This window comes from Streptomyces sp. NPDC031210 (assembly GCF_055570395.1).
This window is the reverse complement of the sequence record NZ_JBVIHH010000002.1, coordinates 140,418-151,671: the sequence shown is the minus strand read 5'-3', so window position 1 is coordinate 151,671 and position 11,254 is coordinate 140,418. Positions and strand designations below refer to the sequence as shown.

Annotated in this window: 11 protein-coding genes and 1 tRNA gene; 5 read left to right on the top strand and 7 right to left on the bottom strand. The window is 70.4% G+C overall.

Features of this window, described 5'->3' with window-relative positions:
• Positions 1-296: 296 nt before the first annotated feature.
• The 3 genes from proP to ACZ45Z_RS04410 all read left to right on the top strand — a co-directional run bounded on the left by proP (position 297) and on the right by ACZ45Z_RS04410 (position 3,083).
• Positions 297-1,838: a glycine betaine/L-proline transporter ProP gene (gene proP, locus ACZ45Z_RS04420; RefSeq protein WP_468355920.1), complete on the top strand. Its 1,542-nt coding sequence runs from the start codon at positions 297-299 to the stop codon at positions 1,836-1,838.
• Positions 1,839-1,949: 111 nt separating this feature from the next.
• A complete protein-coding gene (locus tag ACZ45Z_RS04415; RefSeq protein WP_468355917.1) occupies positions 1,950-2,990 on the top strand; it encodes an HNH endonuclease signature motif containing protein in 1,041 nt (346 codons plus the stop codon).
• Positions 2,991-3,000: 10 nt separating this feature from the next.
• Positions 3,001-3,083, top strand: a tRNA-Leu gene (locus tag ACZ45Z_RS04410).
• Between the two features lie 68 nt (positions 3,084-3,151).
• On the opposite strand, the gene rdgB is transcribed toward ACZ45Z_RS04410, so the two are convergent.
• From rdgB to ACZ45Z_RS04390, 4 genes are all read right to left on the bottom strand, one after another.
• Positions 3,152-3,787, bottom strand: a complete 636-nt coding sequence (gene rdgB, locus ACZ45Z_RS04405) for an RdgB/HAM1 family non-canonical purine NTP pyrophosphatase (protein ID WP_468355914.1) — start codon at positions 3,785-3,787, stop codon at positions 3,152-3,154.
• Between the two features lie 8 nt (positions 3,788-3,795).
• Positions 3,796-4,206: a hypothetical protein gene (locus ACZ45Z_RS04400; RefSeq protein ID WP_468355911.1), complete on the bottom strand. Its 411-nt coding sequence runs from the start codon at positions 4,204-4,206 to the stop codon at positions 3,796-3,798.
• 199 nt (positions 4,207-4,405) lie between these two features.
• Positions 4,406-5,137: a ribonuclease PH gene (gene rph, locus ACZ45Z_RS04395; protein ID WP_468355908.1), complete on the bottom strand. Its 732-nt coding sequence runs from the start codon at positions 5,135-5,137 to the stop codon at positions 4,406-4,408.
• Between the two features lie 97 nt (positions 5,138-5,234).
• Entirely contained in the window at positions 5,235-5,759 is a 525-nt protein-coding gene (locus tag ACZ45Z_RS04390) for a PTS sugar transporter subunit IIB (RefSeq protein ID WP_468355905.1), read from the bottom strand.
• Between ACZ45Z_RS04390 and ACZ45Z_RS04385 the strand changes: the two genes are divergently transcribed.
• Together ACZ45Z_RS04385 and ACZ45Z_RS04380 are read left to right on the top strand one after the other, a co-directional pair.
• The gene (locus ACZ45Z_RS04385) at positions 5,695-7,008 is read left to right on the top strand and encodes a PTS transporter subunit EIIC (protein ID WP_468355902.1); all 1,314 of its coding nucleotides are present in this window, start codon (positions 5,695-5,697) and stop codon (positions 7,006-7,008) included. The genes ACZ45Z_RS04390 and ACZ45Z_RS04385 overlap by 65 nt on opposite strands.
• A 253-nt stretch (positions 7,009-7,261) precedes the next feature.
• Positions 7,262-8,533 carry a PTS transporter subunit EIIC gene (locus ACZ45Z_RS04380; RefSeq protein WP_468355899.1) on the top strand — a complete coding sequence of 424 codons (1,272 nt, stop codon included), beginning with the start codon at positions 7,262-7,264 and terminating at the stop codon, positions 8,531-8,533.
• A 129-nt stretch (positions 8,534-8,662) separates the two neighbouring features.
• On the opposite strand, the gene ACZ45Z_RS04375 is transcribed toward ACZ45Z_RS04380, so the two are convergent.
• The 3 genes from ACZ45Z_RS04375 to ACZ45Z_RS04365 form a co-directional block, all read right to left on the bottom strand.
• A complete protein-coding gene (locus ACZ45Z_RS04375) occupies positions 8,663-9,415 on the bottom strand; it encodes an MBL fold metallo-hydrolase (protein WP_468355896.1) in 753 nt (250 codons plus the stop codon).
• Between the two features lie 601 nt (positions 9,416-10,016).
• Positions 10,017-10,967: a PLP-dependent cysteine synthase family protein gene (locus ACZ45Z_RS04370; RefSeq protein ID WP_468355893.1), complete on the bottom strand. Its 951-nt coding sequence runs from the start codon at positions 10,965-10,967 to the stop codon at positions 10,017-10,019.
• Positions 10,967-11,245: a MoaD/ThiS family protein gene (locus tag ACZ45Z_RS04365; RefSeq protein ID WP_468355890.1), complete on the bottom strand. Its 279-nt coding sequence runs from the start codon at positions 11,243-11,245 to the stop codon at positions 10,967-10,969. Before ACZ45Z_RS04365 ends, ACZ45Z_RS04370 begins: the two co-directional genes overlap by 1 nt.
• Between the last annotated feature and the right edge of the window lie 9 nt (positions 11,246-11,254).

The window sequence follows — 11,254 nt, the reverse complement described above, 5'->3', positions numbered from 1 at the left end:
AGGCTTCGACGGAAAACAGCGGTTTCGACCGCCACTCTCCCTTCCCCGTCACACAGGCGCGTTGCCCGGACACTGCGGTGACCGCTCGGCTGTGTACCAGTCCTGTAACAAGCCCCGTCACCACCCTGGCGGCGGCCGCCGTTTCGCGCTCCGTCTCCTGCTCCGTACGGCCCCGCCACGCGTGACGTTCATCGCGAGATCCGGCCAAAGTGGTTTGATCCGCGCGCCACGGCGCAGGCGCACCTGTCGTACCCCCCACCGCGCACCACGCGCTGACCGACCGAGAGGACCGCCTCGTGCCGACCGGCAGCACCGAAGCCGACCCCGCTTCCGAACACGACCCGGAAGCACTCAAGCGCCACCGGGTACTCTTCCGTGCCGTCGCCCGGCGCAGGAACCCCAAACTGCGGCGTACCGACATCACCATCACCGACGAGAAGATCGTCAAGCGCGCCGTCAAGGCCGCCGCACTCGGCAACGCCATGGAATGGTTCGACTTCGGCATCTACAGCTACCTCGCCGTCACCATCGGCAAGGTCTTCTTCCCCGGCGGCAGCGACACCGCCAGCCTGCTGTCCTCCTTCGCCACCTTCGCCGTCGCCTTCCTCGTACGCCCCCTCGGCGGCGTCTACTTCGGGCCCCTCGGCGACCGCGTCGGCCGCAAGAAGGTCCTCGCCCTCACCATGATCATGATGGCGCTGGGCACCCTCTGCATCGGCCTCATCCCCTCCTACGCCGCCATCGGCTTCTGGGCGCCCGTCCTGCTGATCCTCTTCCGCCTCGTCCAGGGCTTCTCCACCGGCGGCGAATACGGCGGCGCCTCCACCTTCATCGCCGAATACGCCCCCGACAAGCGGCGCGGCTTCTTCGGCAGCTTCCTGGAAATGGGCACCCTGATCGGCTACACCGGCGCCGCCGGCATCGTGCTCGTCCTCGACACCGCGCTCGGCGACGCCGCCATGCTCGACTGGGGCTGGCGCATCCCCTTCCTCGTCGCCGGGCCGCTCGGCCTCGTCGGCCTCTACCTGCGGGTCAAGCTGGACGAGACCCCCGCCTTCCAGAAGCTGGAGGCGTCCCAGACGCACGGCACCGTCGAGACCGTGACGCCGGAGACCGAAGCGGAGTTCTCCCACCTCTCCGAGAACGCCCCCAAGAAGAAGCTCGGCGAGATCTTCTCCCAGCAGTGGCCGACCCTGATCCTGTGCGTCGGCCTGGTCGGCGCGTACAACATGTGCCACTACATGCTGCTGTCCTACATGCCGACCTACCTCACGGACTCCCTCGACTACGACGAGACCCACGGCCTGCTGATCCTGCTGGGCACCATGGTCGCCCTCATGTGCGTCATCAGCTCCGTCGGCAAACTGAACGACCGCTACGGCCGCAAGCCCCTGCTGATGGGCGGCATGCTGGGCTTCTTCCTGCTGGCCGTCCCCGCCTTCCTCCTGGTCAACCAGGGCAGCCTGCCGGCGGTCATCGGCGGCATGCTGATGCTCGGCCTCTCCCTCGTCTGCCTCCTGGGCACCATGTCCGCCGCCCTCCCGGCCCTCTTCCCCACCCACGTCCGCTACGGCTCGCTCTCCATCGGCTACAACGTGGCGGTCTCCCTCTTCGGCGGCACCACCCCGCTGATCATCACCGCCCTGACGGACGCCTTCGACAAGAACGTCATGGTCCCCGCCTTCTACACCATGGCCGCCGCCCTCGTCGGCGTCATCGCGGTCGCCTGCATGAAGGAAACCGCCCAACAGCCCCTGGACGGCTCCCCACCCTCGGTGGCCACCAAGGAAGAAGCCATCGAAATGGTCACCGCCCAATCCCCGGAACCACGCTTCTGACCCCTCCGACCGCGCGTAACCGCCCCCGCCCTCGCTCGTTCTCCAGTTCGAGAAGGAGCGAGCGCCCGGGGCGGGCCCGGTGCGCGGAACGGGAACGGGAGGTGGTGTCAGTTGCCCGGTGACCTCACCCGTGAGCGCTTGACCACGGCGGTCGCCGAGGCATCGAGCTGGGCCGATCTGATGCGCGGGCTCGGCGTCCGGGCGAGCGGCGGGAGGCGCCGGGCCCTCCAGGCGGCGGTCGCCGACTTCGGCATCGACGTCGGGCACTTCACACCGCGGAACCCCTGGCGCAGGTACTCCGACGAGGCGATAGCGCGGGCGGTGGCGACGTCCACCACGCTGCGCGAAGTCGCCGAGAAGCTGGGCGCCACGCCCGCGCCGGGAACGCTCTCCCACCTGCGCCGCCGCATCACCGCCGCCGGCGTCGACACCGGTCACTTCCCGGGGCTGACACGCTCCGGACCGGAGTTCTCGTGCACGCCGCAGGAGCTGCGATCGGCCGCCGCGTCGGTCACCAGCGTCCGCGCGTTGGCGCGCGCCCTCGGCGTTTCCGACGACGGCCGCACGCGCGCCGCACTGCGGCGTGTACTGACCGAGCTCGGAGTGGAGGTAAGCCACTTCACCCACTCCCGAGCGCCGCTGCCCGAGGACCGGCTGCGCGCGGCGACAGCCGAGGCCACCAGCTACGCCGATGTGATGCGGGCGCTCGGCCTGCCCGTGAATGACGCGAACCACCGTCGAGTCCAGCGCAAGGCCGCCCAACTTCGTCTGGACGTGTCCCACTTCACGCGGAAGTCGCGACGCGTCGTCCAGCCCGCCCGCCTCAAGCCCGTCGCCGAGCAGGTGCTGTGCCTACGCCCCGAGGGGTCGCCTCGCGTCAATCGGGATCGCCTGCATCGTGCCCTCGGCGAGGTCGGCGTCGCCTGCGCCTGTGCCTTCTGCGGCAACCCCGGCGTATGGCGCGGCCAACCCCTCACGCTGCAGATCGACCACATCAACGGCGATTGGCTCGACAATCGCGCGGAGAATCTGCGCTACCTCTGCCCGAATTGCCACGCCCTTACCGCCACGTGGTGCCGCCGCGGGCATCGGACCCGGAAGACAGGCCATCGCCACCCGACTCCCATCCCCACCTCCGGCCCGATACCATGACTGACGGCTAGCGGCGGTGGCGCAGTGGCGACGCAGCTGGTTTAGGTCCAGTGACCCGTTAAGGGTTTGAGGGTTCGAATCCCTTCCGCCGCACAAAGACAAACGGCCCGCGAATCGAAGCTTTCGATTCGCGGGCCGTTTTTCGTGGGCGGGGACGTCGCTCAGCCCAGCAACTCCTTCAGCACCGGTGCCAGCGCGCGGAACGCCTGGCCGCGGTGGCTGATGGCGTTCTTCTCGGCGGCGGTGAGTTCGGCGCAGGTGCGGGTGTCGCCGAGGGGCTGGAGGATGGGGTCGTAACCGAAGCCGCCGGTGCCGGTGGGGGTGTGGCGGAGGGTGCCTTCGAGGGTGCCTTCCACGACGCGTTGGGTGCCGTCGGGGAGGGCGAGGGCCGCGGCGCAGGCGAAGTGGGCGGCGCGGTGTTCGTCGGCGATGTCGGCGAGTTGGGCGAGGAGCAGTTCGAGGTTGGCGCGGTCGTCGCCGTGCCTGCCGGCCCAGCGGGCGGAGAAGATGCCGGGGGCGCCGCCGAGGACGTCGACACAGAGGCCGGAGTCGTCGGCGACGGCGGGGTGTCCGGTGGCCTTGGCGAGGGCGTGCGCTTTGAGGAGGGCGTTCTCGGCGAAGGTGACGCCGGTTTCCTTGACGTCGGGGATGTCGGGGTAGGCGTCGGCGCCGACGAGTTCGACGTCGAGGTCGGCGGCGTCGAGGATGGCGCGGAGTTCGGTGACCTTGCCGGCGTTGCGGGTGGCGAGGATGAGGCGTCGGGGGTGTGCGGGTCGCCCGCCAGTGTGAGGCTGCATGCCGGTGATTATCCCGGGGTGCAGATCTTGGTCATGTCACCGGCCGTGTCGACGAGGGGGTCGAGGTCGGGGGCCTTGGCGTCGTCGAGGGCTTTGCGGGCGTCCTTGATGCCGGTGTTCATCTTGTCGACGGCTTTGGCCAGCTCGGGGTCGGAGGCGGTTTCGCCGACCTTGGAGAGGCTTTGGTCGATGTCGTCCAGGGCCTTCTGGGCGTCCTGGGGGTTGTCGACCGCGTTGCCGGCCGATTGCTGGAGTTTGTCGACGCCGTTGGCGACGGCGGTGGCGGTCTTGGCGCAGTCCATGGCCCTCTGGACCGCTCCGCAGGAGGACAGGAGCGGTATCGCGAGCGCGGTGGCGGCCAGCGCGGCGAGTGCGGCGGTGGCGGGACGGCGGCGGGTGCGGCGGGTGCGCTGGGCCATGGTGGGCTCTCCCTGGGTTCGGGTGCGGGCAAGAGGAAGAACGCAGGGGGCGGGGGTTTGGTTGCCGGGGCGAGACGAGAGCGGAGGGGGCGGGCTGCGGGGCCGGCCGGCGACGGCCGGCCCGGCCCGTCACCGGCCCGTCACCGGCCCGTCCCGGGACGCGCCCCGGCCCGTTCGGCCGTGCGCGTCCCGGGGCGGGTCACAGGGTGCGGGCGAGTGCTTCGCGCTGGGCGGTGTCGAGTTCGGCGCAGCCGGCGACGGCGAGGTCGAGGAGGGCGTTGAGTTCGTCGCGGGCGAAGGGTTCGGCTTCGGCGGTGCCCTGGACCTCGACGAAGCGGCCGTCTCCGGTGCAGACGACGTTCATGTCGGTTTCGGCGCGGACGTCCTCTTCGTAGCAGAGGTCGAGGAGGGGGACGCCGGCGACGATGCCGACGCTGACGGCGGAGACGGTGCCGGTCAGGGGCTGGCGGCCGTGCTTGATGAGCTTCTTGTGCTGGGCCCAGGTGATGGCGTCGGCCAGTGCGACGTAGGCGCCGGTGATCGCGGCGGTGCGGGTGCCGCCGTCGGCCTGGAGGACGTCGCAGTCCAGGACGATGGTGTTCTCGCCGAGGGCTTTGTAGTCGATGACGGCGCGGAGGGAGCGGCCGATGAGGCGGCTGATCTCGTGGGTGCGGCCGCCGATCTTGCCGCGTACGGATTCGCGGTCGCCGCGGGTGTTGGTGGAGCGGGGCAGCATCGAGTATTCGGCCGTGACCCAGCCTTCGCCGGTGCCTTTGCGCCAGCGCGGGACGCCTTCGGTGACGGAGGCGGTGCAGAAGACTTTGGTGTCGCCGAAGGAGACGAGTACGGAGCCTTCGGCGTGCTTGCTCCAGCCGCGTTCGATGGTGATGGGGCGGAGCTGTTCGGGGGTGCGGCCGTCGATGCGAGACATGGTGGAGAGCCTAGCGGGAATGGCGCGGGCCCCGTTCCGGTGGCGGTTGGTCGTTCCGCGTCCGGTGCGGGGCCCGGGGAGTGGCCGTGGTCTCAGCTCACATCATGTCTTCGATCTCGGCGGCGATGGGGTCGGCGTCGGTGCCGATGACGACCTGGATCGCGGTGCCCATCTTGACGACGCCGTGGGCGCCGGCGGCCTTGAGCGCGGCCTCGTCGACGAGGGAGGGGTCGTTGACCTCGGTGCGGAGGCGGGTGATGCAGCCCTCGACCTCTTCGATGTTGTCGAGTCCGCCGAGCCCGGCGACGATCTTCTCAGCCTTGCTGGCCATGTCCACTCCTGCTTGTCTCGGCCGCCGGCGGTTGTGCCGCACGGTTTTCAAACGGTAACGCACGTTCAGCCCAACTACATGGGCGTATGTCCGCGCTCTGGCGAAGGATGGCGAGCACTCGGGGCGCGCTCCGGGTGACCGGAACCGCACCACAAGTGGTCTACACCACCAGTATGCGGCACGTGGCGCGCCGGCTGCCGGCGGGCCGATCGCCGGGAGGAAGCGGATGAGTTCCCAAGCAGCGGCCCAGGCGCCGAAGAAGAAGTGGTCGGCCACAGTCTTCCAGGGCATGCAGAAGATGGGGCGCAGCCTTCAGTTGCCCATCGCGGTTCTGCCCGCCGCGGGCATCCTCAACCGCCTGGGCCAGCCCGATGTGTTCGGCGCGGACGGGCTGGGCTGGGACGACGTCGCGAAGGTGTTCGCGGGTGCGGGTGGCGCGCTGCTGGATTCCGGGCTGGGCCTGCCGCTGTTGTTCTGCGTCGGTGTGGCGATCGGGATGGCGAAGAAGGCGGACGGGTCGACGGCGCTGGCGGCGGTGGTCGGGTTCCTGGTCTATTACGCGGTGTTGCACCAGTTCCCGGTGGACTGCGCGGCGGGTGGGACGTATGCGCAGGCGGGCCTGTGGAGCGGGGTGTGTGTGGCGCCGGACGGGACGGCGACGCCCGCGCTGTTCCAGAATCCGGGGGTGTTCGGCGGCATCCTGATGGGGTTCCTCGCCGCCTGGTTCTGGGTGCGTTTCCACCGGGTGAAGCTGGTGGACTGGCTGGGCTTCTTCAACGGCCGCCGGCTGGTGCCGATCATCATGGCGTTCATCGGGCTGGCGTTCGCGGTGGTGTGCCTGTGGGTGTGGGCGCCGATCGGTGACGCGCTGACCGATTTCAGCAAGTGGCTGACCGATCTGGACTGGATCGGTTCGGGACTCTTCGGTGTGGCCAACCGGGCGCTACTGGTGGTGGGCCTGCACCAGTTCCTGAACACGTTCGTCTGGTTCCAGTTCGGTGACTACACCAAGCCGGACGGGACGGTGGTGCACGGTGACATCAACCGGTTCCTGGCGGGCGATCCGAGTGCGGGCCAGTTCACCACGGGCTTCTTCCCGATCATGATGTTCGCGCTGCCGGCCGCGGCGCTGGCGATCGCGCACTGCGCGCGGCCGCATCGCCGCAAGGAGGTCGCCGGCATGATGCTGTCGGTCGGTCTGACGTCGTTCGTGACGGGCGTGACCGAGCCGATCGAGTATTCCTTCCTGTTCATCGCGCCGGTGCTGTACGTGCTCCACGCGCTGCTGACGGGTGTGTCGATGGCGGTGAGCTGGGCGCTGGGGGCGCACGACAGTTTCAGTTTCTCGGCGGGGCTGATCGATTACGTCATCAATTGGGGGCTGGCGACCAAGCCGTGGCTGATCATTCCGATCGGGCTGTGTTTCGCGGTGGTCTATTACGCGCTCTTCCGCTTCGTGATCACGAAATTCGATCTCCAGACTCCGGGGCGTGAACCGCCGGAGGTCGGGGAGGAACTGGAGAAGGAGAACGTCCGGTAGCGCCTGCGCGCCGGGCCGCCGCGGGGCGGCTCCGGCCGTGTGCGCCAGGGCCTCGCGGCCCGTGTCGGCCGGCCCCGGGTCCCAGGACTCCGGGGCCGGTCGTCATGTGGTCCAAACCACTTGGAACAATGGATTCCTTTATGTCGGGGCGACGTGCTAAGAATGGTCTAAACCACTTGTGGTGTAGACCACGGTACGACCAGCGAGCGGGCCGTCCCCCCTTTCGAGCGCCCGCCTCACCAGGAGGAATCCGATGAGTTCGGCCACCGCTCCGGCGGCCCCCAAGAAGAAGGGCCGCGGCTCAGGCGCCATGGCAGTGGCTCAGCGCATCGGCCGCAGCCTCATGCTGCCGATCGCCACCCTGCCCGCCGCCGCCCTGATGGTCCGCCTCGGCCAGCCCGACATGCTCGGCCGGGAGGCCCTCCCGGCGTTCCTGAACAAGCTCGCCGAGTTCATGGCCGCCGGCGGCGGCGCCCTCCTGGACAACATGCCGCTGCTGTTCGCGGTGGGTATCGCCATCGGCTTCGCCAAGAAGTCCGACGGCTCCACCGCGCTCGCCGCCGTCGTCGGCTACCTGGTCTTCAGCAAGGTCCTGGGGACGTTCACCGACAGCAGCCTGCCCAAGGTGCAGAACGTCGTCGACGGCAAGATCGTCGAGGCCGCGCCGCCGGTCAACGCCGGAGTCCTCGGCGGTGTCGTGATAGGCATCGTCGTCGCCCTCCTCTACCAGCGCTACAGCCGCAAGAAGCTCCCCGACTGGCTGGGCTTCTTCAGCGGCCGCCGCCTCGTCCCGATCCTGGCGTCCTTCGCCGGCCTGCTCATCGGCATCCTCTTCGGCTACATCTGGCCGGTCCTCGGCGCGGGTCTGCACAACTTCGGCGAGTGGCTGGTCGGCTCGGGCGCCGTGGGCGCGGGCATCTTCGGTGTCGCCAACCGCGCGCTGATCCCCGTCGGCATGCACCACCTGCTCAACTCCTTCCCCTGGTTCCAGGCCGGCGACTTCGACGGCAAGCACGGCGACATCGCCCGGTTCCTGGCCGGCGACCCGCAGGCCGGACAGTTCATGACCGGCTTCTTCCCGATCATGATGTTCGCCCTCCCGGCCGCCTGCCTGGCGATCACGCACTGCGCCCGCCCCGAGCGCCGCAAGGTCGTCGGCGGCATGATGGTCTCCCTCGCCCTGACCGCCTTCGTCACCGGCGTGACCGAGCCCATCGAGTTCACGTTCATGTTCATCGCGCCGGTCCTGTACGCGATCCACGCGGTGCTCACCGGCATCTCGATGGCGCTGACCTGGGCGCTGGGCATGAAGGACGGCTTCGGCTTCTCGGCCGGCGCGATCGACTACGTCCTGAACCTCGGCATCGCCACCAAGCCGTGGATGCTGGCCCTCGTGGGGCTCTGCTTCGCGGCGCTCTACTACGCCGTCTTCCGCTTCGCCATCGTCAAGTTCAACATCCCCACGCCGGGCCGCGAGTCCGACGAGGAGATCGCCGAGCAGGACAAGGCGCAGTTCAAGGCGTGAGAGCCGCCGTGGCCTGACGCCCGCCGGCGCGAACCGGCGGACCCGACAAGGGGCCCCGGAACCGAGTGACTCGGTTCCGGGGCCCCTCGTCGTTCCCGGCGCCGGGCGGCCGCCGCGCCCGCGCCGCCGTCAGATCTCGTAGACCGCGCCGGCCTTGGCGACCTCGACCGGTCCGTCGTAGACCTTCTGCGCGTCGCGCAGGCTGATGTCCGGGTCGGTCCACGGCGGGATATGGGTCAGCACCAGGCGGCCCGCGCCGGCCCGCCGGGCGTGCTCGCCGGCCTCCCGGCCGTTGAGGTGCAGGTCGGGGATGTCTTCCTTGCCGTGGGTGAACGACGCCTCGCACAGGAAGAAGTCGGTGCCCGCCGCCAGGGTGTCCAGCGCGTCGCAGGGGCCGGTGTCCCCGGAGTACGTCAGCGACCTGCCGCCGTGCTCGATGCGGAAGCCGTACGCCTCCACCGGGTGGCTCACCCGCTCGGTGCGCAGCGTGAACGGCCCGATGGTGAAGGTGCCGGGCGTCAGCGTGCGGAAGTCGAAGACCTCGCTCATCGCCCCGTCGTGCGGCAGGTCCCCGTGCGCGACGGTCAGCCGCTGCTCGGTGCCGGCCGGCCCGTAGACCGGCATCGGCCCGCAACGGCCGCCGTCGGGGCGGTAATAGCGCACGACGAAATAGCCGCACAGGTCGATGCAGTGGTCGGCGTGCAGATGCGACAGGAGGACGGCGTCCAGGTCGTAGAGACCGCAGTGGCGCTGCAGCTCGCCCAGGGCGCCGTTGCCCATGTCGAGGAGCAGCCTGAAGCCGTCGGCCTCCAGGAGGTAGCTCGAACAGGCCGATTCCGTGGAAGGGAACGACCCCGAGCATCCGACGACGGTGAGCTTCATGCGGGCGTGAACCTCCGTGGGCGGGGGCGACGGTGCGGGGTGTCCAGGCGGGGCTTCTCGGCGGATCCTCGCGGTTTCGTGGTGAGCCTTGAGGGCCTCGGCGCGCTGTGCGGTGCCCACGAGCGTAAGGCGCGAAAGGTCATGTGGCTCCTCCAGCGGGGCGAGCTGTGGGCGGAATCACCAGTCCGGGTGGGCCCGTACCGGGCGCTGTTCCCATGGGCCGGGCGGGCGGTGGCGGGCCCCGGCGGCCGGGCCGGGCGGACGGTGCGCGGGGCACGGGCACGCGGGTCGGGGCCGGGTGCGTCGGCCGGTCGCGTATCGGCGCTGGTCGCGAGGGTGGCGGCCGGCGCGGCGGGGGCCGGCGGGGGCGGGCCGGGGCCCGCCGGCAGGGGGTGGGGGCGGACGCGCGGACGCCCGCCGTCCCGGTGTCCGGGCCGTGCGGGCGTCCGTACGGATGTTCGCGGTTCGGCTGCCCGGCCCCGGCGTGGCGCGCGGGGCCGGTGGGGCGGTAGCGGGGGCCGGGGCGGGCCTGCCGTGAGGGCCTGCCGCGAGGGCGGGGGCCCGGCCCGGGCGCGGCCGGGGCTCGGCCCGGGAAGGCGCCCTACGCCCAGAGCTGGCCGTGCAGCGTGGCGATGGCCGCCTCGGTGGACTCGGCGGTGTAGACGCCGGTGGAGAGGTACTTCCAGCCGCCGTCGGCGACGACGAAGACGATGTCGGCGCTCTGCCCGGCGCGCACCGCCTTCCGTCCGACACCGATCGCCGCGTGCAGCGCCGCGCCGGTGGAGATGCCGGCGAAGATGCCCTCCTCGGCGAGGAGTTCGCGGGTACGGCGCACCGCGTCCTCGGAGCCGACCGAGAAGCGGGTGGTCAGCACCGACTCGTCGTACAGCTCGGGGATGAAGCCCTCGTCGAGGTTGCGCAGCCCGTAGACGACGTCGTCGTAGCGCGGTTCGGCGGCGACGATCTGCACGTCGGGGAGCCGCTCGCGCAGAAAGCGCCCGACGCCCATGAGCGTGCCCGTGGTGCCCAGGCCGGCCACGAAGTGGGTGACGGAGGGCAGGTCGGCGAGGATCTCGGGGCCGGTGGTGGCGTAGTGCGCGCCGGCGTTGTCGGGGTTGCCGTACTGGTAGAGCATCACCCAGTCCGGGTGCTCGGCGGCCAGGTCCTTGGCGACCCGCACGGCGGTGTTGGACCCGCCGGCCGCGGGCGAGGAGATGATCTCCGCGCCCCACATGGCGAGGAGCTCGCGCCGCTCGGAGGAGGTGTTCTCCGGCATGACGCACACGATGCGGTAGCCCTTGAGCTTGGCCGCCATGGCGAGCGAGATGCCGGTGTTGCCGCTGGTCGGCTCCAGGATGGTGCAGCCGGGCGTGAGCCGGCCGGCCTTCTCGGCCTGTTCGATCATGTGCAGCGCGGGCCGGTCCTTGACCGAGCCCGTGGGGTTGCGGTCCTCCAGTTTGGCCCAGATACGGACCTCCTCGGAGGGGGAGAGCCGCGGCAGCCGGACGAGGGGCGTGTTGCCGACCGCCGCGAGCGGGGAGTCGTACCGCATCAGCGCGAGCCGCCGGCGACCGCGGGGAGGATCGTGACGTTGTCGCCGTCGGCGAGCTTGGTGGAGATGCCCTCCAGGAAGCGCACGTCCTCGTCGTTGAGGTAGACGTTCACGAAGCGGCGGAGCTGCTCGCCGTCGACCAGTCGCTCGCGGATGCCGGTGTGGCGGCTCTCCAGGTCGGCGAAGAGGTCGGCGAGGGTCTCACCGCTGCCCTCGACGGCCTTCTGGCCGTCGGTGTAGGTGCGCAGGATGGTCGGGATTCGGACCTCGATGGCCATGACGGTGCT